Source organism: Alicycliphilus sp. T452, from assembly GCF_054512775.1.
The window spans coordinates 93,731-120,431 of sequence record NZ_JBTNEH010000017.1 but is presented as its reverse complement, the minus strand read 5'-3'; the positions used below and the strand labels follow the sequence as shown (position 1 = coordinate 120,431).

19 protein-coding genes and 1 pseudogene are annotated in these 26,701 nt (G+C 61.3%); 4 read left to right on the top strand and 16 right to left on the bottom strand.

Annotated features, from left to right (window positions below; genetic code table 11):
- Positions 1-526 (top strand): annotated as a pseudogene (locus tag ACX12L_RS15750) (hypothetical protein); the annotation flags it as partial.
- A 581-nt stretch (positions 527-1,107) separates the two neighbouring features.
- Here the strand turns inward: ACX12L_RS15750 and ACX12L_RS15745 are convergent.
- From ACX12L_RS15745 to ACX12L_RS15710, 8 genes are read right to left on the bottom strand one after another with little or no spacing between them, the layout of a single operon-like run.
- Positions 1,108-2,028, bottom strand: a complete 921-nt coding sequence (locus ACX12L_RS15745; protein WP_459263448.1) for an HNH endonuclease — start codon at positions 2,026-2,028, stop codon at positions 1,108-1,110.
- 60 nt (positions 2,029-2,088) lie between these two features.
- Complete coding sequence (gene herA / locus ACX12L_RS15740; RefSeq protein ID WP_459263447.1) at positions 2,089-3,864, bottom strand: anti-phage-associated helicase HerA; 1,776 nt, start codon at positions 3,862-3,864, stop codon at positions 2,089-2,091.
- Positions 3,861-5,120, bottom strand: coding sequence for an SIR2 family anti-phage-associated protein (locus ACX12L_RS15735; protein ID WP_459263446.1), 1,260 nt, complete (start codon positions 5,118-5,120; stop codon positions 3,861-3,863). Before ACX12L_RS15735 ends, herA begins: the two co-directional genes overlap by 4 nt.
- 48 nt (positions 5,121-5,168) lie before the next feature.
- Complete coding sequence (locus ACX12L_RS15730; RefSeq protein WP_459263445.1) at positions 5,169-9,014, bottom strand: helicase-related protein; 3,846 nt, start codon at positions 9,012-9,014, stop codon at positions 5,169-5,171.
- Positions 9,014-12,280, bottom strand: a complete 3,267-nt coding sequence (locus tag ACX12L_RS15725) for a DUF1156 domain-containing protein (RefSeq protein WP_459263444.1) — start codon at positions 12,278-12,280, stop codon at positions 9,014-9,016. Before ACX12L_RS15725 ends, ACX12L_RS15730 begins: the two co-directional genes overlap by 1 nt.
- 19 nt (positions 12,281-12,299) lie before the next feature.
- Positions 12,300-12,884, bottom strand: coding sequence for a DUF7680 family protein (locus ACX12L_RS15720; protein WP_459263443.1), 585 nt, complete (start codon positions 12,882-12,884; stop codon positions 12,300-12,302).
- Between the two features lie 12 nt (positions 12,885-12,896).
- Positions 12,897-16,118, bottom strand: coding sequence for an ATP-binding protein (locus ACX12L_RS15715; RefSeq protein ID WP_459263442.1), 3,222 nt, complete (start codon positions 16,116-16,118; stop codon positions 12,897-12,899).
- Positions 16,115-16,333: a hypothetical protein gene (locus tag ACX12L_RS15710; protein ID WP_459263441.1), complete on the bottom strand. Its 219-nt coding sequence runs from the start codon at positions 16,331-16,333 to the stop codon at positions 16,115-16,117. The genes ACX12L_RS15715 and ACX12L_RS15710 overlap by 4 nt, the downstream gene beginning before the upstream one ends.
- Before the next feature lie 221 nt (positions 16,334-16,554).
- Between ACX12L_RS15710 and ACX12L_RS15705 the strand changes: the two genes are divergently transcribed.
- On the top strand, positions 16,555-17,256 hold the full coding sequence (locus tag ACX12L_RS15705; RefSeq protein ID WP_459263440.1) for a hypothetical protein: 702 nt from the start codon (positions 16,555-16,557) through the stop codon (positions 17,254-17,256).
- 248 nt (positions 17,257-17,504) lie between these two features.
- Here ACX12L_RS15705 and repC read toward each other — a convergent pair whose 3' ends face one another.
- The 8 genes from repC to ACX12L_RS15665 all read right to left on the bottom strand — a co-directional run bounded on the left by repC (position 17,505) and on the right by ACX12L_RS15665 (position 23,848).
- Positions 17,505-18,590 carry a replication protein C, IncQ-type gene (gene repC, locus ACX12L_RS15700; protein WP_459263439.1) on the bottom strand — a complete coding sequence of 362 codons (1,086 nt, stop codon included), beginning with the start codon at positions 18,588-18,590 and terminating at the stop codon, positions 17,505-17,507.
- Entirely contained in the window at positions 18,587-19,456 is an 870-nt protein-coding gene (locus tag ACX12L_RS15695; protein ID WP_459263438.1) for an AAA family ATPase, read from the bottom strand. Before ACX12L_RS15695 ends, repC begins: the two co-directional genes overlap by 4 nt.
- A 4-nt stretch (positions 19,457-19,460) precedes the next feature.
- Positions 19,461-19,667 (bottom strand): helix-turn-helix transcriptional regulator, encoded by a 207-nt coding sequence (locus tag ACX12L_RS15690; protein ID WP_459263437.1) that lies wholly within the window; start codon positions 19,665-19,667, stop codon positions 19,461-19,463.
- A 200-nt stretch (positions 19,668-19,867) separates the two neighbouring features.
- Positions 19,868-20,014 (bottom strand): hypothetical protein, encoded by a 147-nt coding sequence (locus ACX12L_RS15685; RefSeq protein WP_416401404.1) that lies wholly within the window; start codon positions 20,012-20,014, stop codon positions 19,868-19,870.
- Between the two features lie 260 nt (positions 20,015-20,274).
- Positions 20,275-21,669 carry a hypothetical protein gene (locus ACX12L_RS15680; RefSeq protein ID WP_459263436.1) on the bottom strand — a complete coding sequence of 465 codons (1,395 nt, stop codon included), beginning with the start codon at positions 21,667-21,669 and terminating at the stop codon, positions 20,275-20,277.
- Positions 21,670-21,734: 65 nt separating this feature from the next.
- Positions 21,735-22,232, bottom strand: coding sequence for a hypothetical protein (locus ACX12L_RS15675; protein WP_459263435.1), 498 nt, complete (start codon positions 22,230-22,232; stop codon positions 21,735-21,737).
- 223 nt (positions 22,233-22,455) lie between these two features.
- Complete coding sequence (locus tag ACX12L_RS15670; protein ID WP_459263434.1) at positions 22,456-23,082, bottom strand: hypothetical protein; 627 nt, start codon at positions 23,080-23,082, stop codon at positions 22,456-22,458.
- A 142-nt stretch (positions 23,083-23,224) separates the two neighbouring features.
- Complete coding sequence (locus ACX12L_RS15665) at positions 23,225-23,848, bottom strand: hypothetical protein (protein WP_459263433.1); 624 nt, start codon at positions 23,846-23,848, stop codon at positions 23,225-23,227.
- 1,220 nt (positions 23,849-25,068) lie between these two features.
- On the opposite strand from ACX12L_RS15665, the gene ACX12L_RS15660 reads away from it, so the two are divergent.
- Entirely contained in the window at positions 25,069-25,920 is an 852-nt protein-coding gene (locus tag ACX12L_RS15660) for a DNA-binding protein (protein ID WP_459263432.1), read from the top strand.
- Positions 25,921-26,022: 102 nt separating this feature from the next.
- Positions 26,023-26,670 carry a hypothetical protein gene (locus tag ACX12L_RS15655; RefSeq protein WP_459263431.1) on the top strand — a complete coding sequence of 216 codons (648 nt, stop codon included), beginning with the start codon at positions 26,023-26,025 and terminating at the stop codon, positions 26,668-26,670.
- Positions 26,671-26,701 lie beyond the last annotated feature (31 nt).

Below are 26,701 nucleotides of genomic sequence, written 5' to 3'. Positions count from 1 at the left end.
CCACCACAGACCACCAAGAAGGAGAAGGCGACCAAGAACTTATCCACAACGTGAGCGTGAAGTTCACGAATCAGGGTGGGTCAAGATTCGATGGAAATGGTGGGTCAGCTTTGCATGGAAATCAACAACCATTGCCCCTGTCGACGACCGCTGCCGCTACTGGGCAAAAATCTGCCGCGCTGAGCAAGCGCTGCCTCACCCCACCAACGCGCTCCGCGCCGAAGACCTGCCAGGGCGCTACCTGCTGCGTGGCCAGGACGAATTGCTGCCAGGTGATGTGCTGTTTGAAGGCGAGGCCAATCACCATCGACGAACGGACCGTGGTTGGTCGTACTGGTTGAAGATGGTTCTTCCCAGCGGCGAACTGCTAGAACTCAAGTCGGGGTTTGGAGCACAAAAGCAGCAACTCAAGCGACAAGGTATGCAACCAGATTTGTTGATGGGGTCTGGTGACATCGCTGCGATGGTTCGCATTGCACACGGCGTTCGAATGGGCATGACGGTCACCGACGATAAAGAGGCCTGAGGCGCGCGAGGGAATTTGCTCTCGCAAAGGCGCGTACCAAATTGGTACGCGCCTTTTTCAATGTGCGGCGACTTTAGGCACGTCATCCCACGCGTGGTGTATCGCGGAGACAGGGGACGCGTGGATAACTAGGTGAGTTGCTTTTCAGCGTGCTGCTCCCGCCAGTTTCGATGCCATCTATTTGTTCTGGTGGGCTTGAGGTCGGTGTGTCAACAAAGTTTACGTTCGAAACCAGCGGCACCAACGCGAGGCTGCTGAACCAAGTTGCAAGCGCCACTTTTTGAGAGCACGAAACAGTGCAGCGGCTATTCCCTGCAATGCGTCTCATCCTCTCTTTGCCCTTTTATGCTCCGAGCATATTCTTATGAATCAATGACTTAGAAAAATTGAGTTCCAGACGGCGTCCTTGACCTACGCTACGGAGATGGCGACTGGGCGCATCATGCTGTCCGTCGGACGACCGATTGTGGACAAGTTGAGGTTTGGCCGATACCGCTGAAGAAAAGCTCGCCTACGACGTCTGCGAGCGCGCGCTCCGCATGCCAACCCGCTGCCCTATCTGTAGACGAGCTCTAACGGGCTTAGCCAGTTGCCTTGTCTTGCTCGACGACAGTGCGGTGTCGATGCAGGTGCTGCTCCATGTATCGCCGGAATCTTCCTTCGTTGGCAAACCCGAGATGACTCGTGTCGAGCACCAAGCCCGACTTCAGTCCCAATGGTGAAACAGCGGTTCGCACGCGCGGATGGATGACGCTGGTAAACCCGGTGCGTGATTCTTCGAAGCTCATTAAGAACCTGTCAAAAAGCTTGTCAACATGCGCGGCGAGCAGCAGCCCATTCATCGGGTCCAGTCGCTCCACGTTCGAACTTTCGCGCCACGGCTTGATGTGGGAAGCGATAAGCATCTCCGGAACGGCCAAACCCGTGAGCGCACATACCTCGCCCTTCCGCCACGAAGCAACGATGTCGGCGCGGAACTTCCCTTGGCCGATGCGGGCCTTCGCCAGCACATCGCGCTCTGTCTTGTCCGGCACGTCTCTGTCGAGCTGGGCGAGGTCGGCAGTCAGGTCATCGGCCTCGCTTGAGCCATACCCCGCGAGCAGCTCGTCGAATCTGGTCCGGTAGTTAGGGTCAGTTGGCAGAGGGTTGAAGTTCTGCCCGCTCGAGAAGAAGCGATGTGCCTCCTCTCGGGAGTACCAGTCCGCCAGGCCGAGCGAAATCGGCTCGTCCGGACGGCGCACAGGCTCCATCGAGAGTCGATACTGGTAGTTCTTGACCTCGCCGTGAAGGCTCTTAAGCGGCCAGGGACCAGCTTGCCGCCTGCGTATCCGAAAGACGCCTTCAAGGTAGTAGTCCACTCCGGGCACTTCCGGGTCCTTGTCGCCCGACAGAACGTAGACCAAGTCACCTTCGGCCGGTTTGTCGCTGTTGGTGTGGTAGCTGTCTAGCCCGAATGGGCCGAAGACATGCGTGAGGTGGTAGGCAAAGTAGGTTCGAGACACGACAAATCCGCTCGGTTATCAAGGGCAAGGGCAGACACAATTTCCCGCGACCGCGCCGCCTCAGAGGTCGTCGACGGGGCCTGCTTCAGGTTCAGGCAACTGAGTGCCCCACGCGCCAAATGCACCGTCGTCGGACCTAGGCTTTGGAGATGCTGTCGGTGCACGAAGCATCGTCGGCATCGAAATGCTCCCGCCGAAGACGATTGCCGTCTGACGTGCCAGCCCTGCGATTCGCCGCACCTCTCGCCTGTCCGCCCACTCGCTCGCATTCTGCACCGCGTTCAGGTCCTTCTCGGACGTCAACCGGAAGGTCACCCAGTTGTTGCACTGGGACAGAACCGTGGGCGAGATTTCCGATGGCCGCTGCGTGCTCAGCCATAGCGCGAGGCCGAACTTTCGGCCTTCCTTTGCCAGTCGCTCATAGGCCAGCGAGTTCTCGTTGGCATCCTCACCCGACCCGATGGGGCGCATGTAGTGGTGGGCCTCCTCCAGAACCAGTAGCGTGGGTACTGCACGCTCTTGCCCTCGTCGAAACAGCTCAAATGCATAGAGCTCAAGCAGCGAGCCGAGCACGAACGGGGTCAGGTCATGGGAGACCCGGCGCAGGTTGATGATGTGCACACGCCAATCGACACGTTCACCACCGAAGATGTCTTCGACCAGCGCTGTTGACTCGCTGCGCCAATCAAGCACACCACCTCGCCCAGGTCTTCCATTGACGTCAACCACGTCCCTGAACATTGGGTCTTCGGCAAACCGATGAATGCGAGTGACAAGGGGCGAGACGTTGCCGTAGAGAAAGCTATCGCGCACGACGGTTCCTCCCTTCGGCTGAATAGAATGACTTTCGGCGACCAAAGCAGCCAGAGCTGTCATTGGAGGCCATGCGTCAACCGGAGGAAGTGCAGCTGCACCCCGAAGGCGTCTCAGCACTGCCTCGGCAGCATCGGCTCCTTGCGCCCGGCAGTCGTCAAATAGGACTGCGCGGGCGCTATCGCCTAGACCAGCCCCTCGCTCTGCAGGAAACCATCTCACCTTGTTCAAGCTCTCAAGAGCGAAGGAAAGCGCGGGGCGTTGGGTCTTTTCGCTCGGGATGAGCAGCCGATTCAGTCCGGAGCGCCCGAGCGCAAAGTACGGGACCTTGAACGAGTGCGCTCCATCTCCTCCCAACGTCGTGCGCTTGACGGCACCCGCAGGTAGGTCTGGTAGCTCGAACGCGTCCGGATACTCGCCGTTGATGTCAAAGATGACGATGCGTGCACCAGGCAGCCGAACAATCTGCTGCAGCACAGCGGCCGTGAAGCAACTCTTTCCTTGCCCTGAACTGCCAAGCACGGCGACATGCCTGGACACCAGGCTTTCCAACCCAACGCGCAGACTCCCGCCTCCGCGCAAGTCTTCGCCAAGGATGATGGGAAGGTCTGCGGCTTCAGCATGTCCGAGTGCGGCGGCAAGCTCTCCTCCTGTGAGGGGAAATGCTTCGGCACCAAGAGGCGGTGTCGGCAACGAGTCGCTGACGAACTGAGTGGTGCCGTTGACTCGCGTAAGTTGCCCGACGACGACCCCGGTGACGTTCCGGAGCGGCTCCGATTGGTGAGCGCTCGAGCCGACACCCAGGCGATGGGCTTCCCGGGGCTCCGCGAAGCTCAGCGACAAGACCTTCATGACGAGCACGCGGCTGCCCGCGTCCAGCGCAAGCAGGCTGCCGACCTCTGTGACCGTGGTGACCCCTTGCTGATGGGCTGCCACCTGCCCTCGATGCATGTCGAGAAGGTTCAGCGTGACTTCGGCTCCATCAATCTGGACGACATACCCGATGGGCTGGCGGCTCCTCACGCGACGTCCTCCAAGCCGTCAGCAGCAGGTTCGGGCGGATTCAGCGGCTCCCGCAACGCCTTCTCCAACTTGCGCATGTCCTCGTCGTAGAGCAGCGGGTCCGGAAGCTGGTCGCCCAGCCTGTCGAGATACGCGTCAGCACCACCACCGATGACTGTGACTCTGGGGTTCTTCAGGGACAACAACTTCCGCAGCGACTCAGGCAATACCGCCGCCGTTACGTCACCCGTGAAACCCGGGAAGTACACGACCAACTGGAGCGTCGGGTTCAGAAGGGCCGAACGAAGCAGCCGGTTGATGTGCTCGTCGCCAAAGCCATATCCACAGGCGACCAGCGCCGCCTGGGGGCGCGACAAGAATTCGCTGAAACGCCTGAACAGCTCGCCGAGCACGAAGCCGATGGTCTGCATGTACTTCGCGGCGCGCGGCATGACCATGAGACCGAGCTCGGTCGCGGCCGGGTCGTCAAGGAACTTCTGAATCTGCTGCTCAGCCAAGTGGGCCTGCACCTCATAGACCTGCTCAGCCTCTTCCCGCCAGCTCAGCGAACCATGCAGCTTCGCCAGGTAGATGTTGTAAACGCCGAAGCGTGCTTCACCGCGCGCCTGTGTGTTTCGGTACCCCAGGTCGAAGCTCTGTGGCGAGAAGCGACGGCCGTGGACGCCGAGGAAGCCGTTGACAACCTGAAGGTCGATGGACTCCGCCGCCCATTCGATGGCAAGGTCGTAGTTGGTCGTGAAGACCCAAGGCGCAGCCTGGCCAGGCTGACGCGCTGCGACCAGCTTCTGCAGGATAGCGCGATGGTGCTGGAGTTGTTCGGCATCCGCCTCGGCGCCGGCGGGCGAGCGCCACCAATCGGGCTGGAGCATCGCGGCGCGAACAACCGCGCGGGCCAAATGTGCACGGGCGAGCTTCAGGTTAGGGAGGTCGGCGTGCCCTTGGCGGGTCCACTCCGCGAGGGCAATCTCCAGGGCGTCCCCGAGGCGCTCCACATTCGGAGCAGCCCGATTCAGGGGTTCGGCGTCGATGGCGTCAGCCGTGACGAACCCTTTTTCGTGCAGCCACTGCGCCTGGCCTGGCGAGACCTCGAGAAAGTCCTCCCACAAACTCCACATCGTCTTCCCGCCCGCAACCACCGAGGCACCGGCGCCGAGCAGAAGACCGACGTTCTCCAGCCGAAGCAGCGTCGCAAGATGTGCGCGAAGCTCAACCTCATCCTTCAGGGGCGTCGCGCCCCGGATACCGACAAATGCCATCTACCTCTCCCGGTCCATGTTCTTGGTATTCCGCCGCGCAAGGTGCAGCTAGCCGCTCGCGTCCTTGGCCAGTCTGCTCATCCGCTGCACCAGTTCACTCAGCGGAATGTCGTCGTTACCATTGCCGCGCCGTGCCTTCTTCAACCCAGCGCGTTCTTTCTTAAGCGTGTTGACGACGTAAGGCTGGTAGAAGGCCGGCACGTACAACGACGCCCCCGACGCCTCCAGCAAGCCCAAAGCGAGTTCAGCACTTACTACAGCCGGCTCCAGCCGAGTCGTTCGAAGGTTGCGAGACGCGTCTGGCAGGTACTGGCCGATGTCGTTCAACAGGGCATTGGCAGGGGCGCTGGACAGCAAGCTGCCTGCAGCCAAGAGGTGAGAGCGTCGGTGCGCGCGGGCAGCGGTGGCCGAGACGGTTTCGGTCCGCCTCCAGCCCTCCAGTCGCTGGCGCACTTCTGTAGAAGAAACATCTGCAGATTGGGAAGCCATGGCACCATCCGCCGGCACCAGTCCCGCATCGCTCGCTGGAAGGTCGTCGAACCGCTCAATAGCGGCGCTCTTGCCCCCAGCCTCTTGCAGACACCACCGCACGACAGTCGAAGTGGACCCCGGCACAGCTTGCTCGGTTCGGCCAAGTTCGGCGCAGGACTCTCGCTGGCCGGCCATGAAGTTCACAACCCGCTCGAACGCCGGGTCTCCCCAGGTCGCGAAGTGCAGGGCCTCCGTACGCGTCGTCGTCCCCCGCTCGTACAAGGCTCTCGACACCGTGAGCATGAATGGGTCGGAGCCAGGAATGCCGCGGACCAGCAGCGCATCGCCATGCTCGGTCGGAACAACTTCTGAGCCCAGCGCCTTGAGCGTCATGGACGACACCAGCGCACCGAACATCTGCTCCAGCGTGATGGGCAACTGCTCTCGCGCCATCTCGTCGTCCAGGGACGCGTAGATGGCGTAGAGCTCATCCGGAGTCAGCTCCATCGCCTGGGCGCGCTCCTGCGCCTGTTGCAGGCGCTGCCGAACGCGTTGCTCCAGTTGGTCGCGGGTGATTTCTTTTGCGGCCAGCTGCCGCAGGTCATTGGGCAGCACGGGAAGGAGGATGGTCTGCTGCGCGCCAACAGTGCCTGCCGCGCCGCCAATGCGCTGCTGCAGGCGCACGTACAGCTCTTCCTCGGCCGTGCCGGGATAGGCCAGGTTTGCGACATGGATGACGCTGTAACGTTGCCCTATACGGTCAATACGGCCGATGCGTTGTTCGACTTTCATGGGATTCCATGGCAGGTCGAAGTTCACCAGCAGGTCCGCAGTCTGAAGGTTCAGGCCTTCAGCAGCGGCATCCGTGCACAACAGGACATCGATGTCTCCGTTCACGAAGCGGCGCTTGACCTCTTCGCGCGTGGCGCTGCGCCACACAAGCGGGGCGCCGTCCATGTAGGCGCAACGCGGGCCCGTGAAGACGCCGACCCGCACGGCCGGCGCGCTGCGCTCAATCCAAGACTGGATGTCCAGCAGCGTGTCATAGAAGCGCGTGAACAGCACCAGTTGTCGGACGCGGCCGTTGGGCAGAGACCTGCTCTGCAGCACCTGCAGCAAGGCTCGCACCTTGGGTGACGGCTTCGAAGCCAGAACTTCAAGCTGCGCAATCAGCTTGCCGAGCTCGTCGTGTTCCCATTGCAGGTCGTTGCGGCTGCGGGTATGCAGACCAGCAAAGGTCACTGTTTCGTCGGCGCCTTCGTCCTGGTCATCGACGGCCTCTTCCCAGTCTTCTTCATCCCAGCCCTGCTGCTCGGGCAGCTCTCCGGCAATGGCAAGCTGCACCTTGTCGCGTCGGCGGCGCAGCGTGTCCAGAATCGCTTTGTAGCTGGACGCAAAGCGCAGATTGAAGAAGCTCAGCATGAAGCCGATGGCCGTGCGTTGCTGGCTGTGCGTCTTGACCTGCTCCGACAGTTCCTGGCAGTAAGGCTCGAACAGCTCGTACACGGCCCGGTCTTCGGCGGTCAGTTCGACGGTGGGAAGCAGCACACGTCGTTCCGCCAGATTGCCGGCCAACTTACCGTGCTCCCGGTACTTCTGGAGCAGGCCCCGGTTGTGCCGCATCATCACGCGCGACAACGGCGCCACCGCAAACAGCAGCCGGGTCACCGCCTTTCGCGCCGGCGCCACTGGTGCTGCCGGCGCGGATTCGATGGCCTTGAGCCATTGCTCCAAGTCACGGCGGTCTCGGCCGCGCAGCAGCGTGCGGCGCACGAAGCCGGCGACGGCCTCATCGTGCGCCATCACATGGCGGACGACCCGTGCCAGAAAGGCCCATTCCAGTTCTTCCAAGGCCACGCTGCGGCGAATCTTGCCCAGCAGGTCGTAGTAGGCCAGTGCAATCTGCGTCTCGTCTCCGAACGGCCCGAGTCGCCTGGTCAGCGCGGCGAGGTCTACGGCCTCAATCGGCTCAATCTGCATGGGCGTGGCCGTTGCCAGCCACAGGCTTCGCGACTTGGCGCGCAGGACATCCTTGGTGACCTTGAAGAGCTTGCTCCACTCGGCCGGACGCTCCGCCCACTGGGTCGGGTTCGACCGGCGGGCGTAGTGCGCCTCATCGAGCAGCACCACGTCCCAGTCCTCTGCCGCCTTCAGGTCCACCTGGCGCTGCTCGCGCACCAGCAAGCCGGTGGACACTATGTTCAGGTCCGTGGAGAACAGCGAGGTTGCCGGCTGCTCCAGTTCCTGCGGGAACAGTACCTTGTGCCGATTCTTGCCACCTGTCAGCGCACGGGTGAACGACAGGAAGAATTTGTCTGCCAGCTCACGCTGCCACTGAGGCGCCACGCTGGCTGGGGCGGCAATCAGGGCGCGCTTCACGAAGCCCGACAACACCAGAGAGCGCAGTGCCAAGCCGGTCTCGATGGTCTTGCCCAGGCCCACCTCGTCGCACAGCATCCACGACAGCGGCCAGCCGTCGACCAGGCGCCGCGCCACGATGCGCTGATGGGGCCAGGCCTCAATCGGGGCAGTCTCGATGCCGAGGTACTGCCCGTTGCGCATGCGAGGCGCGTCCTGGATGAATTTGAAGGCCAGCCATTCGCTGACCGAGGGCGTGATGTCCACCGGTCCAGCGCTCGTGCCATCCACCTCCTTGGGCGGTTTGGTGGGCGGGGCAACGTGGGTGCCATCCCACTCGGCAAACGAAATCAGCTTCTCCTGGACCGCGTCGGGCAAGGTGAGCACGCGGAACGCTGGGTGCTCATTGGCCCACAGCACCGCGAACTCTGCCTCGGCCTCATCTGTCCGTTCCCGGGCTTCTTCGCTGCGCCAGGCGCAGTGAACGTCGATGTTCTCGGCGTTCAGCATCAGCGCGGTCTTGGACTCGTTGAGTGAACCGGAGATGTACATCCGGTCGCCGGCCCCGTCCGCCAGCACCGCCCACTTCTCGTGGACATAGCCGTCCACCTGCGACTCCAGGGGGATGGCTTGGCCCGTCTGGGCATGCACGCGCAGCGCAACGCGCACCTCGAGCAACCCGGCCTTGACCATCCAGGCCAGCAATTCGACCCCCCGGGCTTCCGGCTCCGACCAGTTGGCCGGCTCACCCAGCGCGGCGTTCAGCCCTTCGATGAGTCGCGCTTGTTCACCTTTGAGGATGGCCTCGACGTCCCGGGGCTCCAGGTCAGCGCCCACCAGCAGGCGCATCTTGCCCTGCTTGTCCACGAAGGCCGAGAAGCCCTGCGAGGCGGCTGCCAGGGAGGTCGACCGAAAGTAGCCCGCAACCCGGTCATAGCGAGCCGCCCGCTGCAGCGCCGGGATGTAGAAGTCGTGCAGGATGCTGACGGCCTTCAGCCCGGAGGTCTTGTACGACAGCCTCCAGTTCCAGTCGCGAAAGACGCTCGGGGCTGCGGCCGTTGTCATCACGCCACCGCTGCAGACCGCATCCGCAGGCCGAAGAGCAGGCCATCGGCCGCCTTCTTCAGCGAACGGTCACCGCATTCCAGCGCCCACACCTCCAGCAGGTCGGTCACGCGCTCGATGTGGTCCTTGGCATGGGTTTCCAGATAGGCACGGGCCACTGGAATGTCGCCTTGGGCGTACTTGACCAAGGCGCCCTGCATCACGTCCCACAGGCTCTGCGGGCGCTCCAGTCGCTTGGCCGAGCGCTCGGCCGGCAGTGCAAGGCGCAACTTGGAGCCCTTGCGCAACACCGGAGCGTGGTAGCCCACGTCATCGCTGGCCTGGGCTTGCCCGCGGCGCCCGGTGGCTTCCTGGTTGTAGCCCAGCAGGCGGTCGCCCTCGTCCAGGCGGTAGCCTGCGGCCTTGGCCTCCATGCGCACGTTTAGCGACTTGGCCACGTTGTTGGCTTCGTCGAAAGCCATCGCGCCCAGGCCGAAGATGCCGAACAGCGTCAGCGCCATCGAGGTCTCGGGGTCCAGGTCGTCCACGGACAGGCGGCCGTGCGTGATGCGGCTGATTTCCTGGGCTGCCACCACGCGGGCTGCCTCGTTCATGGCGCGAACCGGGCCTACCGGCTCGTTGCCATCGACCACGGGCCAGGCCTCGGACAGCACCTGCAATGCGCGCCCGTACGACGCCACCATCCGGTCAACGGGGTTCAGCTGCAGCGGCTCGAAATCTCGCAGTGCTTGTCGCACCGACTCTCGGACCCTATTCGCCACACCGGTTCCGCCAATGCCGGTCCACGTGGACGGCAGGCGGTCTTCCACCGGGCGCTTGCGGCAGGTGATGAAGATGGAGCTTGCGGCTGCAGCAACCTCCACCTGGTGCGTGGAATGTCCGAATTCCGAATCGACAGGGAAGCTTGACGTAATTTCCCAGCCTGAATCGATGAGCGATTTGGTTAATGTTTCCCAAGCGCCCTGGTCTTTGTGGGTGAACATGAGCGTCATGAGCCCATTCACCTTCACCACTCTACGGCATTCCTCAAATATGCCTTGCATCAATTCTTGGTATCGCGCTGATGCGGCCTTGGCGGAGCCATCTCTTGCAGGATTGGCGACCGCTTCATCTGCTTTGTTTGTCAGCCTGCGTGTGAATAAATCTGGAAACGCGTGCTGCAACGTCCTCCGTTGCCAAACATAGAAGAAGTCCGACAATTCTGCATACTGTACGTTGTTATAGTAAGGCGGGTCCATGCATACTAGGTCAACGCTCTCGTCCGCGACTTCAGGCATTGCTGCGGCGGAACCACACGTAATCTTCACGTCCGGTCGGCCCTTTGTGGCCAAGTGAGTCTCTTTTGCCAGTTCAGCGATTCCGGTGAACGCCTCAATGATTTGACCCAGAGCCCAAGAACACCCTGAATTCGGTCTGGAAAACTTCATCTCCGCGAACGTCCACTTTAGAGAGAAGTCGTGTCGTGCAAATGTGTGACCAAGCTGGCGGCGCTGGGTAATCCATGTGCATTGCTTGCTGTTCCAGTCCAGCGCTTTATCCAAGGCGAACTGAATATAGAGATATACCGCTCGAGCCTTCTCCTCGCCCAATTCGGCTGCCATTGGCCCCCAAGCACCAATTAGAAGTTCGGCAAACTTAAGATGCCCAAGCAACTGGCGCGACGTAAACATGTCACTCCACCTGGTGATGCCGTATAAGCGGTGACCTCTTGAATAGTTGCTTTGCTCAGGAATAGATTCGGTCGGTATGAGGCCCAGTTCGTCCCAGCGATTCCAGTTGACTTTCAACGATTCTGCTGCTTCGCGCAGGCACTCAAGGTCCTGCGTATTTGGAGTTCTGAAGTACTTGACCTTCTCAGTTTTTAGCTGGCCGGCGCGAGCTCCACTGCTGAACCGTTGCAGTTCACCTTGACGTCCAAGCTTCGGCTGAAGCCGGACTGCCGACACGGCATATAGACGCTCTGTCCATGGTCCAAGGCTCGATTCTCCGCGGGCCTGCAGTTTTATTTCGTCTCCATCGATTGCTTGCTTGCAGTGAACGCAGTGCCCAACACCGTCACTTACTGTTCTGCCATCCGGGTCTTCACCGTTTGGGCCAAGGCCATTCCGTACCTTGTACGTCTCGAAGTGGACCTTCCCGTTCCGAGGCGCACCATCTGTAATGACCCGCACTGCCCAAAGGTCATCTGGCTCTTTAGAAAGCCAGTACGTATTCAGTAGTGGTGCTTCTCCATGGCAGTGCGGACACACAACCTGACGAACATACAAAAAGCCGGTGTAGTCATACTCAATTTCGAACTGCGAAATTAGCTCAGGAGTTTGAGCCAGATGCTGTCTTAGGTGCTCGCTTTCCGACTCCGGTATGGTCGAAAATTTCGAATAATCGTCCATGAAGCTCTCGACGCTTTCAACGATTCTTCGCCCCCACCTTTCGATATCTTTTGCGAGCCCAACTCCGAACCGGGCAGGATAGTCAACGGTGGCGTGCAAAATCGAAGCTGCGACCGGATTTAGTTCGTTGGCGACGACGGAGTGGCCTAACCGCAGAGCCTCGAACGGAATCGAACCGCCGCCAGACGTGGGGTCCAAGACTACAAGGCCACTGGTTTTAGGGGGATGGTCATTAGCAAATGCTCGGCCGTAGGCGTACAGGTCCTCAGCAGACCAACGCAACTCTCCCCCGAGGAGTTGCTTCACCTCAGGCAGCTTGGCGAACTCGATGCGAGCCGCCACGTGGGCTGGGTCGCCCATGATGCGAGTGACTGGCCACGCGTCGCCGAGATTGAATCCGGTAACGGTAAGAGGCTTGGTCTCCGCTTCCCATCGCTTCAGCACCGCATGGTTCGCAATCTCATCGCTGCCGGTACGGAGCAGCGCGATGGTTTGGCGCGCTTCGGTCCGTCGGAGGTTTTCGGCCTCAAATGCGCGCTGCGTGGCCGCCATGATTGGCAACCATTCCTTGCCCTGGCTCGCCTCGACACGCGCCAGCAGCGTACCGGTCAATGCCCAAGCCTGGTCTCCGAACTTGACGACTTTCCGCTCGATGCCAAGTTCCCGAACGAAGGTGTCAGGGTCGGTATCAGCTGGTGCGAGAGATGCCACGATGGCAGCCCGAGATGGCGTGAGCGGGCGACGTGCCCACCAGACGTGCAGGAAGTAGAGCGGCGGCAGTGCCGAGCTGGCACCGCGCTCGCGCTGGGTCTCTGCCCCCACCTGGTGGCAGGGGAAACCGGCTTCAATCAGCCGCAGGTCGGTTCTGATAGTCATCGTTGTTCTGTACTCGTTTTTACTTGGTCCGCAGCGACTCGAGCATGCGAGACACGCCATCGTCATTGGGCTGCCCTCCCAGGAACAGCCGCAACCCAGAAATGGCCCAGCGGTTGGCGTCGGGTCCGAAGTCGGTCACGCGTGACAGCCAGTACAGCGCCTCTTCACGCGAGAACAGCAGCACCCGCCGGGCTAGCAGTTCGACGCGGTCGGCATCCGGCAGCCGTTCCTGCAGGCGGAAGATGAGCGCCAGCTTGGCGCCAGCTTCGTCGTCCAGGGGCAGGGTCACCCGTTGACGCAGGCCCTCCTGCGTCAGAAAGCGGTCAACCTGAGTCGGCACGCCTGAGGCATCGACCACCGAGGCGCAGGCCTTCTTCAGCAGGGGCAACAGGCGTCGCAAGGTCTCGCCCTTGACAAAGCCACGTTCGGCCCAGTTCTCGCCGCGCTTGCGCTCAGCCTCGTCTCGGCTGACGCGCTCCTTCACAACCAGGATGGGTGGCGGCTGGTCCTTCCACTCTGTGATGCGGAGGACGAACGGGGCGCTTTTGACCAAGCCCTTGAGCTGTCGGTCGTAGTGCTCTTGGAGGGAGACTTTCGTGGCCATGGGTGTGCGTCGTCAGACGCCCTTTAGTTTTTTGACGAGCCCGCAGTCGGCGACGGGGTCTTTGATTTCCAGCTCGGCGCCGGTGCTGGAGCCCACCTTGGCCACGCTCATCAGCACCTCGAACAGTTCCTGCAGGGCCTTCATGTCGGTGGCGTTGGCGTCACTCAGCTGGAGGCGCAAGGTGCCGCCGCCAGGCAGCACGAGGTCGAACACATCGAGATAGTCGACCTGGGACTTGCCGCCCTCGGACGTGTAGACGCTGCCCAACCGCTTGAGCAGGGGAAGCAGCTTGGCTCGCGACTGGTCGGCTTCGATGCGGAAGCTGGGCTTGGCATTGCCGGTCAACCAGCCGCGCTCGGCGGCCTTGGCGCGGGTCACGATGGTGTGTTCCGTCGTAACGTTGTCCAGCAGCGTGCTGCCGCCGGTTTTCAGCTCGGGCTTGTAGGTCTGCTCGGGCTCGCCCACGTAGTAGCCGATGGCCTCTTCGCTGGCCAGGCTGTGCAGAGCGTCGAGCACCATGTTCTGCGGCACGTTGCCGTGCTGCGCCGCCACGGCAGTCACCACATCGGCGACCTTGGCTGCCCCCTGATGGATGACGGCCTCACGGGTCCAGTCCTTCACCTTCGCCGGGCTAACGCTGCCGGCCATCCAGTCGCGCTTCTTGGCGCCCGGTTCAGTAACGATGCCCCAGCCCGCCTCTTCGAGGTTGACATCGATGGGCACTCCGCCTTGTTCGCGGGCGAAAAACTTGTCCGGCCGGTCGTTGTTGTCTTGCAAACGGTAGACGCACCAGTAGCCCTGGACAGCCCCTTGGCGCAGGACGCGGTCAAGCAGGTCGGCTTTCTCCAGTACGGGCCAGCTGCGCCGCTGGTTGAAGTTGTCCCGCAGCGTCTTGATTTGCAGGGCGTCCACCGCGTCAAAGAACAGCTTGTTCAGCTGCAGCAGCTTTTCCTGCGTCAGCGCGTCTTCCTGGGTGATGAGTTCGCCGTCACCGCGCAGCACTTCGCGGACCTTGTGCACGACGGCAGCGCCAGAGTCACCGCTGGAGGTGCGGACTTCCTTGCGTGCCAAGTTGCCCGACGCCGAGGGATACCAGAGGGTGTCGTACAGGCGAACGGTTTCGGTCTCCAGGGCCTTCTCGCGCTCAGCGCGTTGCGCACGAAAGTTGTCGGCCTCGAGGTGCTTGTCGGACAGGCCGTAGGCGCCCGGCTGTTCCGCCAATCGGCGCATGGCGATGACCTGCTTGGCGATGCCCAGCAGCTTCTCGAAGGCCTGAGAGGTGCGCTGGGTCTTGTCCTCGTTCCAGGGGCCGTCTTGCACAGCCTTGCAGGTCTGGGGCAGGAGCAGCAACAAGAGGTTCTGGTTGCGCCGCGGGCCTGCGGCGGCCTCGGTGACCATGCGCTCGACATCCACGGACGCCGTGCCGAGTGCCACGACTGCCAGCTGCGGCTGGCCAGGCTTGTCGTCGACGTGGCCAGGCTCGAACACGTCGTGCACGATGCGGAAGACGCCAGCGCCGTCCTTGATGGCGCTGCGCACGATGCCCGAGACGTACTCCTGGGCAAGCGCATCGGTGACGCCGTTGCGGATGCTGCCCAGCGCACGGTTGACGGACGGGTCAAGGCTGGCGTAGTGGCGCCCGTCCCGCTCGCGCAGGTAGAAGGCCTCGTCCTTCAGCGCCTTCAGCGCCATTTCCACCTGTGGGCCTGACATGTCGGGCATCACGCAGGAGAGCTGCGCGTCCTGCTGGGTGATGCCGAACAGATTCGAGGCCAGTCCTTCAGAACGACCGGCCAGGCTGTGCAGGAAGACCGTGCGCCAGACGACCATGTGCATCGGCACGCCTGCCGGGTGTGGATTGCTTCGGTCGCACAGCTCTGCACGGCTGTAGCCCGCCTCCATCTCAGAGGAGCCGGGGCCGCCGACATCCGTATTGACGACGACCTGGAGCTCACCGCTGCCGGTGCGGCCCAGCAGCTCATTGAGGATGCGCTCGTCCTTGAGGTCGATGTCGCCTGTCTGCACGATGGCCAGGGGACGTTTCTTCTCCCACAGATTGCGGATGACCAGCGAGAGCATGCGCAGCACACCGCGCGTGCCTTGGAAGTTCTCCACCGACGCGAGCTTCTGGTTCAGGAACTCGATGAACGTGGGGTGGAAGGGGTAGAAGTTCTGGATGCGCTCGATGTAGTCGTTGCCCTGGGCGTGCGCTGGCAGATAGCTGGACGATGCCTTGTAGGCCTGGCCGAACTCCTTCGCAACGTCGGCTGCACGGCTGGAGTCGATTTGGGTGAACAGGCGACGCGCCAGCAGGCGGGAGAGCTCTGACGCAGCGACAGGAACCACCGTGGTCGCCGCGCGCGCCACGACACTGTTCGTGCCCTCGGCAGCTTTCTCAGCCAGCGCAACCGCCTCGGCCTCGGTGACGTCCTTGCCCATGACCTTGCCGACCACGTCCTTGAGCGACTTAGCCTGGCGGGAGAACGCGTCGCTGGCTCCGGACAGCGTGATGACCACGGAGAGACCGGCGTTGGTCTGCGCGTAGTTCAGCAGCGTCATAAGGAAGGCCTGCAACTGCTCGGCGCCGTTGGCGCGAGCAGCTTCGAGACGGGTGGCGTATTGCGCCATCTCGTCCAGCATCACCAGGACCTTCTTGCCGCCGAAGACGGCCTTCATGAACTCCTTGCCGGGCGCCGAGAAGCTGGTCACCTCGTCCGACAGGGACTTGTAAAGGGCTTCGCCGCCGACCTGGTAGGCCATCTCGCCCCACAGGGTGTAGGGCTGCACCTTGGCGCCCTTGACGGCCTGGACGGGCAGCTCGTCGCCGACGATGCCAACGACGACCACGGCGCCTTCCTCAGGCAGGTACTTGTCGTCGAGCAGCGCGCCAGTGATGCCCGAGAGCGCCTTACCGCGCTTCGCAATGTGGGTCAGACCGATGAGGGTGTGGGTCTTCCCACCGCCGAAGCCGGTCTCGAGGCGATGGACCGCCGGAGCGGACAAGTCCCCAGACAGGCGCTGGAACACGTCGCCGAGCACCTGGCGCATGCCGTTGGTCGGGTAAGTCGCCTCGGTGAAGAAGGTCTTGGGGTCGGTGTAGACAGCACTGGTGGCGCTGGCGCCACCTTGGTAGTGCTCGAAGACCGCCGAGAGGCTGGCTGTAAAGACTTCCGGGTTGAAGCTGCCGGTGATGAGGTCCGGCCTCGGTTGACAGGCTTGGTAAATCGTCGTCATGCAGTCCCTCTGGTGTTGTTGGTGCCCTGAACTTCGCTAATCACATCGACTACCTCAGGAAACGGCAGGTCATGCCGAGTGAAGTAGTCGATAACTAGTGTCTCTAAGGTATTGGCCATGCTTCGGTGCTCTCGCTCACCAATGTGCTTCAAGGCAAGTTTGATTTCTGGAGTTGTCTTGATAGACAAAACCTCGGTCTTGCGCTGGGTACTCACGGCATGCCTTAGGTGGGTAAGTAGAGGGATGCCATCTTACTTACTTGGTGCGAGTCGTAACAAATTTTTCGCGTCCACAGCAAAACGTGCTTGCTCGGTCGCCCACTCGGCACACTGCTTAAGATGAAGTATTGCGCCCCATTGCCCTTCCTCTGCGGAACCAGGCATCGCGAGATTGTTCGCTACACAGGTTTCCAGGTCACTTAAAGGAAAAGGAAATCATGTTGAAGGTCACAAACAACACAGCAAGCGGCGCAATCGGCAACGTCCCTTCCCTGCTCCTCGGGTGCCATCGCGCACGCTACGCCGAACTGCTGAGCCCCACGGAGGTGGCCGAAATAGCTGCCGATGCAGGGCTAGAAGCAGCCCCACAAAGCTGGGTCATCCATGCCGAGCTCTCAAGCGAAGATATCGAACATCTGACGCAGCACCCCAAGCCACCGGCTCGGTTGGTGGTGCAGGACTTCGATGGCGGCCTGCCCGTCGTCATCCTCACTACTCAAGTCGAAGGTCTGCGATTCCAGTGGGCTGTGCCGATGTGGGAAAAGGATGCGCAACTATGGTTGCGCGACTCGGTCGAACGAGGCCACATCACGTTGATGCTCAACGCCTTCGATGCGTCGGTCAGCATGGTCATGATGACCGCTTGCGACATGCTGCGTAATGACGAAGCCCTCCTCAGGGCGGCCACCGTGCAAAAGCAGCTGATAGGCAAAGAGCATTTGTTTCACATGCTCAATGCAGGCCTGTACCTTATGAACGATACATCTGGCAAATTCGCCCGTACCCAGGAGCCTCCGTTGGACAGCCGGGTCATGGTTGCCGGACGTGGTGCAAATGCGGTGCTCTTGATGAACACCTTTTTCGCTGCAACTCAGGCGGCTCAAGCGCTCTCGACCGGGGCCGACGAGGTCATTCAATAAACCTTGCACAAGGGCCGCGAAGCGGCTGATTCATGGAGGGGCTGCCACACTGGTAGCCCCTCTTTCTTTGCAGTGAGCACGGTAACCCAGGTAACGAGGTAACGGAAGGCGTCTTGCCTCGAGGCAAGATAGCGCAGCAGGCTGGGCAAGGAAGGTTGGTCAACCGCCTTTGATGAGCTGGGAGCCCTCCACGCAATGGCAGGGCGGGCAGCGAACGCCCTGCCCTGCCTCTAAGAGAGTTTTCTTTATTAAGAAGTAGTACTGCCCTCGTCTTTTCGCAGCAAGTGCTTGTGGGCGTTCAGCTTTTTCCAGAACGGCTGCTCACCAAATGACGCGTCGGAGACCACGAAATGTCCTGCCCTCGTCATATCGCGGGCGCGCGGTTCGGCAGCCGGCCGAGACGCTGAGGTCGGAGCGAGAGACTCTTGCGGAGCGACACAATCAGCACCTGGCTTCGAAAGAGTCCGGGTGACGGTCGCGACTGTGGCTCCCAGCTCCACCCGCCACCGCTGCAGCCGACCGATGGAGCGCAATGCAGCACGCACATCGCTTAGGCGTCGCCGCTGTGTACTGGCGGGTGTCAATCCGCTTCCCAAAGGCCACAGCCGAGCAACCAGCGTTTCGTGCCCGATAGCCATCGTCTTGCCGACGCCGAGACAGGTCGACAAAAAGGCATGGACCAACATCGCCGTCTGCGAAGGTAAGCTGAGCCGCTCGGACATGAGCACCTGAGCGTAGCTCGGCGCCAGCAGCGCAGCAGCCAGTCGGTGATTCAACGCGACATGAACGCGCTGGTCGTCTCCGAGCAGCCAGCTCACCAATCGGCACGAGCGCACCTTGCGTGTCGATTCGACCCGTTCCCAGACCGTCACCTCGCACAGTCTCATCAGCGACTGCCTTCGGCTTTCTGTCACCTGGCCTCCCACGCTCTTGCCGCCGCAACGGCGATGCAGTTCACTCCAGCTGCAGTGCAGCTTCAGGGTAGAAGGCGCATCCACGAGCGGTGCAGCACTACCGACGTGCAGCCCCGACCAAAGCAAGGCTCCGACTTCGCTGTGGTCGGTCTCATCCAGCATGTGCTCTGCCGGACGCCGTCGATGCTGCTCCTGTGCAATCTCGAGCAGAGCTAGTAACAGCGTCTGTTCCGGTGCCCCCATCGCTTCGCGTGCGCTGAAGCGCAGCGTCACGCCAGCGTACTCGAACTGCTCATTGAGCACCGGACGGGGTTTGCTGTCTTTAGCCAGCGGCCGGAACAACTGGCACAACCCGAAGGGATGCGCGAGACGAACAACGCGTGGCGCAGTTGCAATGGCGGCTACGGGCTTTCGACTCATGCGACCTCCCCGGCAGGGACCAGCACACCGTTGGGACCTCGGGCAACGACCATCGTGCTGGGTGTTTCGATGTAGTTCGCCTTCGGTACGTCGAGAAGCACATGCTTATGCAGACTGTTGAGGGGCAGTCCATGCTGCTTCGCAGAATCCCGGGTGGGACGGCTGAGGTTGAGCTGCCAGCGCACAGCATTCATCAGTGCTGTGGACCCCCGTCCCGCATCCGCGCTCCCGCCGTAGCCACTCAGGGCTGCAGCGCGACTGGCATGGTGAACCAACAGCCAAGCTGCACCCGTCGACTTGGCATAGCTCGCGATATGACGAGCAAGGGCCTTCATGGCCGTCGAGTCGTTCTCATCCGCGTTGTGAAAATCCCGCACTGGGTCGAGGACCACCAGGCGAGCACCTTCGCAAGCGCGACGCAGCAGGTCACCGGCGGGTGTCTTGTCCCAGTTGTCGCCGAGCAGGTTGACCTGGTCGCTGCCGGCCAGCGCATGGATGCCCAGGTTCTTTTCAAGAAGCTCCGCTGCCAGTTCGGGGTCGATGTCCAAGGCCGCAAGTTGGACGCTCATGATGGCGTGCAGGCGCTGCCAGACGACATTGGCGGATTCCTCGGCGAGAACCAGCACCACTCGCTCTGGCGTTTGTGCTCTTCCCGAGATACCACCGACCAGTCCGCCCAGCAGTGGCGTGCCGGTTGCCATCGCAATACCCATTTGCAGCGCCAGCATCGTCTTGCTCACCGCGCCGGGGCCAACAACGAGGCCCACCGTTTCCGCCAGCAGTCCGGGAAGGACATGGTCCAACGCCGGTGGCTCATTACGCAGCATGTACCCGATGTTGAGTGGGCGAGAAAACACGTTCTTCATTGCCTCAGTCATGGTTCAGGCCCTCCACACGCTGAGCGAGCCAGGCATCCACATCGGCGGCCCGCCAACGCAACAGCCGTGTCCCCTCAATACGCAGCCGCGGCGGCACTGCGGCCGGGTTGCGGCGCAGGTCCTTGCGGATGGTTTCCGGGCTCCGGCCCAAGAGGCTTGCGAGGTCTCTCAGTACGAGGACCGACTTCGTTTCTGACATTTATTTGCTCCACGCCGATGGTCGGAGCACGAGAGCGACCGGCGGCGCCCTCTCGTGCCCGCTGGCGCCACAAAACGGCTCCAGCTGGCACGTCTAGGAGCATGTTTTAGCCTGGCAAAAAAAAGCGGCCACCAGGGGCCGCATGACGAAGCCAACGAGTGCTCTTGCAAGAAGGCGACTCGCGGTCCCGAGAACGACGGCTAGTCCGTCTCGTCGTCAGGCATTTCGCCTGCGTAACGCTCGTTGTTGGGGTTCAACTGGTCCGAATGGTTGTCCTGCGCATGGTGATATGCATCGTTGTTCGGATTCATGCTGTCGCTACGGTCATCGTTCGGTGTGCGTCCCATGGAAGTACCTCTTGAATAAAACTTGATGAATAGAAAACGTGAATGGTGTCGCGCCAAGGCTTGCAGCCTGTGGCTGCATCACTTCGAACGAGGCGGATTGTTGCCACGTCCGGGACCAGAAGGATTGCCGGTCTTGCTAGGGCCATTGGTGGGGGTATTGCTCATAAATTTCTCCAAGGTCCCGGAAAAAGGACGAGCTGCGCCGTGCCCGGGACCACGCCCCGTGCAGCTCGATTCAAAAAAGGATGCTTGGTTAACGACTAACCGGTCGGAACTTGAGAAGTTGCCAGTGCTTCTTGAAATGAGCGATTGAGCTTGGCGCAGACGTCCTCTACGCTGGTATGGCTCCACGGCACCGATTTATGACGGCCACTATCAGTCAGCTCGGCAAGGGAAATGCTCAATCGCGTTCCAAAAGGAGGAGGACAGGCAAACGTCTTCCACTCTCTGATTGGAATTTGGTCAGCTCTCACGCGAACATCAATCCGTCCTGGAGCCGCATCGACAGACCAGTATTTCAGCGGCCATTCAGACAGATGCGGCAACAGTGCCTCCCAAAGGCCCGAGCAAAGCCAATTCACCACGATGAGCTTGGCGCGTCCATCTTTAGAAAAGCTAGCCAAAGTGGACGCAGGCATTTCGGATACCGCGCCGTGATGCACTTCAAGCAACGTCTCTTCGGAACTGGCTTGCTGGGCTTCAACCTCCTGCGGCGAGAGGTACTTCTTAAGCAGAAGGCAAAGGTTGGCTATGACAGAGGGCGACTGAATGCCGTCGGACGTTTTCACATAGTCGAAGTATTCATAGGCGCCATTGCTCATTTGGTCGAGCCAAAAGCCGTCGTTGTCTGTAGGGGCGACCCAAATTAGCCCCGCTTCAGTGGGCTGGCAACGCACAAACCGCATCTCGCGTACCCATTCGGGAATCCTCATGTGCATCCACGAGACTTTGAACCAGGGCTTTTCGTCGCTGAATGTGATGACGGAATCGCCGAATGAGCTGGACTGTCGAACGTCTGCCCACTCAGCGCGCAAAGCCTCCCTGACCCCATGGATTCCGCCAAGGAGCTCATGTCGAATAGGTCCTGGCGGTCCACTGGCGATAAGCAGCCAAAGTCCTTCATGGCCTACAGGTCGCAGCATCTGGCGCCGCGTCATTCCAGTGATGGCAGAAAGTGTCGCCCATCGTTCCCTCGATGCGCTTAAAGGAGCGATTTCCAGCTCCCGATTCAACTCTTCAGCCAATTCCCTTACAGGGTCGTCATATCCGTATTCTCGGAAATATTGGAGGGCATTTTCGAGCTCTGGGATGGTCTCTTCTTGCACGCGTTTGCGAAGCAACGCCTCCAGCTCGTTGACATAACTGGGGGCGGGCTCGGGCGTGGGAAACGGGTGTTCGCCACGCAGAATCTCGACGGGCGTTTTCAAGACAGTGGCAAGGTGCTGAGCCAACCCAGCATCCAGAGTGCCCTTCTTTTCCCAACGCTGGCCAGTGTTTTTGAGGCTTGCCTGGCTCGACGAACGTTTTTTGGCTAAGCGGTAAACCTCTTCTGCCAAACCCAACTGGGTTAACCCCGCTTTCTGACGCAAATGCGCGAGCACTGCGGTATCAATGCGGGTAGTCGGTCTGCCTCGTGATTTCTTGTGTTGAGCCATGTGGCGAATCATCTCGCCCGGCAGTTTTGTTGTCCATAAAAATAAAGACAACAAAATTCAAAAAATCAAAGCAGAGGATTGGGATGTCCGCGCCAGACTTGCTCACACGCATCCACCAAGACGGCGTTTTCCAGCGGCGACAGCGTCAGCAACCGCTCCAAAAAGACGCGTAATGGATTGCCAACGTCCAGTTCTTCCAACCCCTCTATCCCGTGCGCGTCCGCCACCATGCCTGCCAGCGAGTAGGAAGGCTCCCAGGTCCAGACCGGTGTGCACTGGGCATTGAGAAGAAGGTCGAACTCAGCAGAAGAAAACCGACCTTTGAGGTGCTCAGTCGCTGTCTCCAACAGCACGAAGTAGCGCGCGCTGGCTTGCACCATCGGAACGCCACACGGAATGTTCAGGGCGTTACTTTCACGGCCTTCCAAGGACTCCATGAGCCGCTGAAGAGCGTATTCCTCCGGGACGGAATAGCGAGACATCACATCCTCGGCGGCGAGCAGCAGGTTGTGGACGGTTTCAGAATTCAAAGGAATGCGAGCGTCGTTATGCAGGTCTGACATGTTTGAGTCTTTCAAAAATTTAGCGGTGTCAATCAAAGGACCCCGGTGATGGCCGGTGGTGTCCTGTCGTGTTTGCTGACGCCACCAAGTGGCTCCAGCTGATAGGTCTAGGTCGGGTGTTTATTCCTTCCGACAAAAAAGAAGGGGCAAGCCATGGCTTGCCCCTTGTTGGTCAATCAATCACTTCATCGCTACTGCGCCGGCAGGAGCAATACCCTCTGCGTCAATCAGCTAAATCGCGGTGTCCTCTGAGCACTTCAGCTTCAGACTCATCATGAATCGCTGCCGCCCGCTGCAGCCAGCGCACCATCTCCGGCAGCTGGTGCATACCAAAAACATCTCGTCCGGAAGCTTCGATGTACATGGCCACCAGTGCACGCTTCGCAGAGAGGGTGAGTTCGCTCATATCAGCCGGCAAATTCCTCCGCGCGACCGGGTCGTCGAGCATTTGCGCCATCGCGCGGTCCAATGCGTCTACCTCCGGTTCCCGCGGGGTCACAAAGTCAGACATGGGAATACGACCGGCAACCATCTTGACGACGACTGGCGGTACACCCAGGTAGTGAGCACAACTGACGGCAAAGTCGTCACTGATGTGACGTGCCTGTCGAATGCCGCTGCGCAACTGGTTGACGTAGCCATAGGTCACGCCCAAACAAGCTGCCATCTCGCGGTACTCCTGACGGCGCCGACGGCATTCATCAAACAGCCAGCCGATGAGCGGACCACCGGGCGATGCGTACAAACGGCTGACTCGCTCTTCCCTGGAGTCATCCTCCAGGGCAAGCGCCTGGGTGGATGTCCTTTGGGAGTTGACTAGGTTGGCTTGCAAACAAATATTGGAATTCATCGATGATGTGTCCTGTAGCACATGCACATGCATGCCTCACGTGTAGTCACCGATGAGATTTTTTCGTTGGGCCAACTGCAAAGAACAAAACCGCTCCCTAGACCTTGCACAGCACCGCCATAGAGATTGCGAGGGCCCTGGCTTATGAAGCTTTGCGCGCCTTCACAAAGCCCTTCTCTTGCAGCGCACGCAACAGGCTCTGGCGACTGCCGTCCAGCGCCTCGGTCAGCTCAGACCAAAGGCGATACGTTCGGGTACTGCGCGCACCCCCGACAGGGGCGTAACCATAGGCCCCATCGCGGACCGAGGCAGCGGCTGCCTTCACGGCGGCCAGTGCTTCTGCCATCCTGTCCGAAGCTGCGGGCACGGGCTGTGGAGGCCGAATCGGTGCGCCATCTGCCAGACGAATGGCGTCCAGCGCTTGCAGCGCCGGTGCGAGAGTGGAGCGCAGCACACGCCGCTCCTGGCTGAGCTGTGCAGCCTCTGACAACAGTCGCGTGGCCTCCGCGATACGCCACTGCGGGTCTAGCGCTTTGCGCTCCCGGGCCGCACGGGCCTGCGCTGCAGGCCGCAGAACCTTGTCGCGCAACTGCTCCTGCTCAGTCTCACTCAACAGCGGCAGGAGCTGCGCAGGGATGGACTCGGCATCGGCGTCGATGACACCGACATAGTCTTCAGTCGGATACCCGTGCGGCACGCCAGGGCCGACAGGCACCCAGCGTCGCCGGTAGAGATAGGCACGACGGCCTCGGATATTGATTTTCATGAAAGGCTCCCGGCAGCCCGACGGGGCCCCGTGTGACGTGTAGACACCTGACGGATGTCTAGGGGATAGACGCCCGGCTGCACCACGGAAACGCGAATGCCTGTCGACAGGGGTTTCGGGAGAACCCTCTGCTTCGGATAGAACGGTTTCTGCAGACGCCCGGCCCGATGACAGCAAAGGCCCGCCTTCGAGGACAACAGCGGGCGGACGGCCGGGCGTCCAGCCCGGGCCCTTGTGGAACCCGTTGCTGCGTGCAAGAAGCACGAATGGCTTTGGTGAACATCTGTGGGAGTACAGCTGCTCGCGACAGGGCCGGTGAGGCGGTGCGAACCGCCGCCGTCCCCGCGCGTGCCGTCATTGGAGGAACGGGGTGCACAGCACCTCAACCGGCCGGGGCCCCTGGGCCGCCCGAAAGAACGGATGCTTCTGGCGGACTTGGGGTCAGCCGGGGCCGCAGGGCACGCCGTGAGCACAGTTGCGCAAGCCGTCCTGAGGTACATCCGCCCTCGCAAAAACATCTGCGGACGGCGGCGGTTCGCACCGGCGAAGCCGGGCGATGGAACAGTGGCGTTGGAAGCACGTCGCGACGAAAACGCGACTGACGCACGCACGCAGCGTGCGAGACCTCCAGCGGGGAAAGACATCTGCCCCATGCCCGCTGGAGGTCGTGCAGTCGGACATCGGTGCCACCAAGCACATGCGGGTCTCGCGAGGTGTGCTGGGTGGTGCGAACGGGCAGCGCGACAGCGATGCGTTCGCTACACGAGGGAACCACCGGTACGAGGCCCGACAGCACCGCACGGTTGCTCAGGGGGCCGGTGGAATCAACCACCGGAGTCCTGACAATGACAACACACCCCGACGACACGCCCGACTCCACCCCGGAACCGGCCACCACTGCCACAGGTGCAGAGATGCAATGCACCCACGGGAGAGCTGCGCCTGTCCCTGAGATGCAAGAGCCCCTGCCTGCGACAGCAGAGGCATCCCGGAAGGTTCCCCGAGGGCTGACGGCACGCATCGGAACATGGCCTCTGCAGGAGGCCATTTGGCTGCGCTCGCTGACCTTGGCCAACCGCTTTCGGGTCATTCGTACCGTCGATATTGCAGTGCACTGTTTTGCAGAGCGACCGTTCAAAGCGGCTCTGAGTGCGGCGCAAAGAGCGGTCCGTGGCATGTGCAAGGCACGATTGCTTGCCAGGTACCGCACCAGCCGCTTTATGACTGTCTACGGCATCACCGAACGCGGGGCGGCATGGCTGGAGGAACGTGACGTTGATGCCGCAGCGTCTGTACGACGCGTCACGGACATGACGAACCCGGAGCATCGGCTGTGGGCTCAGTTTCTGACACTCTGCTCGGAGGCGCGAGGGCTGGCAGCGATGGCTGAACAGGAGTTGCTTCAGGTTCTCAGCACAAGACTCGGCTCAGACGGCTCTGTCGCGCAAGGCCTGCTGCAGGCGGCAACCAAATCACCCGGGAAGCGCAGGGTCCTGAACCTTCGACCTGACGCGGTGGCCATCGAGTCCGATGGAGTGACGTGGTTCGAGGTGGACCGCAGCGCGCGCGGGTCAGACCGTGCCGCCTCCCTCAAATCGCTGGTGCTCTCGGTGGGCGCGGCCACCACGCTCGGCCCCGTACTGCGCCGGGTCGTCGTGTACACCCGCACCGAGCGCATCAAAAGCCGTGTGCTCGCGACGCTGGCAAGCCTCGCCGCAGAGACAGCGCGGCACTCGCTAGCCGAGGGGCGCCGTCGGCTGGTGTCCATCGACGGGCAGCAATTCGAGGTGTGGCTCACGGTAGAAGAGCGGATGAAGGACGGGCGCCTGCGGCTCGTGGACGTTGTCGCCGGACATGTGATGGTGCAGGAGTTGCCCGTTTGGTTGCCGCGGGTGCGCATGGATGGACGCGGAGGCTTCTCCACGCAGGGCTGGTTCACCGATAACTATTTGCCTTACCGCAGGCCGCCGGGCATGACCCCGTGGCCACACCCCATCGGGTTATTGCACCCGGTTGATAGCGCTACGCGCATCCATGGCGAGTCACGCTACCCACCTGCGGTCACGAAATGACATGCGCGCAGTGGGGGCCGCAACGGCCAGCCGCCTGGATTCGAGGCAAGTGTGACTGGTGTCTATACGAACTGCGCGATACCGCGCTTTGTAAGGACAACCATGAACAGATTGAGACAGCTCACATACGAGCCATCGAAGCACAACCTGGAGACGCAGTTTGCCATGGGGCGCCTGATGTCTCCTGCAGAAGTCGCCGCGGCCACGCGACATCGCCCTCATCATGAGACAGAGTGCTACGAGCAGCGCTGGATGCTCTGCGGAGACGTCAAGGCAGCAACCTATGAGCTTTTCTCACGCACTCCAGCTATCGCTATTCCGTTTCGCGTGAGCGCATTTACTTCGACACCTGGCAGCCGCTGGGGAGTGGTAACGCACCAAATCGAAGGCCACCAACATCGATTCGTTCTGCCTCTTTGGGAACCGGCCTCTGCAGCGTTCTTCCGTGCGATGCCCGAGGCACGCCATGGTTTCTCGCTGGGGCGCGCCGGAGAGCTGCAGGCGGTGGTGATACCGGGTCAACCCACCGGCGAGGAGGACATTCAGCCACTGCTGCGGTTGTGCACAAGCGCCCAAAGGCCGCCTGCAGAAGCGGGTCTTGGCGACATGCTAATGGCGATGCTGACGCTCGGTCGCGCAGATGCCATCCCGAGCTTCGTGATGGGGCATGAGGTGACTGATGTGAGTGTCTCCATGCTCACTTCCGGTCATGCGCTTACCGAGGCTTCACCGCAGGAGACCGTGCACTGACCCGGAACGAGCCAGGTTGCTACACGAACAA